The sequence below is a fragment of the Clostridioides sp. ZZV15-6598 genome (genome assembly GCF_020657705.1).
Classification (GTDB): Bacteria; Bacillota; Clostridia; order Peptostreptococcales; family Peptostreptococcaceae; genus Clostridioides; species Clostridioides difficile_F.
On the sequence record NZ_JAGWCS010000328.1, the window covers coordinates 1 to 460 of the forward strand.

1 tRNA gene is annotated in these 460 nt (G+C 38.7%); it reads left to right on the forward strand.

Annotated elements, in window-relative coordinates:
* Positions 1-100: 100 nt before the first annotated feature.
* Positions 101-176: transfer RNA gene (locus KGF50_RS21875), tRNA-Ala, on the forward strand.
* Positions 177-460: the final 284 nt, after the last annotated feature.

Below are 460 nucleotides of genomic sequence, written 5' to 3' on the forward strand. Positions count from 1 at the left end.
TAACAAGGTAGCCGTATCGGAAGGTGCGGCTGGATCACCTCCTTTCTAAGGAGAATTGCCTACTGTTTAATTTTGAGAGTTCTTTATGAACTTCATATTTGGGGGTGTAGCTCAGTTGGGAGAGCACTTGCCTTGCAAGCAAGGGGTCAGGAGTTCGACTCTCCTCATCTCCACCATTAAGAGTATATTACTTAAATCTTCGATTTATCTAGTAGCCTCTTACATGCACTTTTAGCTTATCTTTAGACAAGCTATGTGCGTTAGCACTTTAAGCAACAGAATAAACTGAACTTATGTGAAGTTTGTTTGTTGGCGATGTGCGTTAGCACTTTAAGCAACGGGATTTATCCGTTGGCGTTGTGCGCTAGCACTTTGAAAACTGCATATATATTTAGTGATATGACATCTAATTTGTAATATATAAAGCTGATAACTTTTTAAAATTATCGAAGTTGATAGC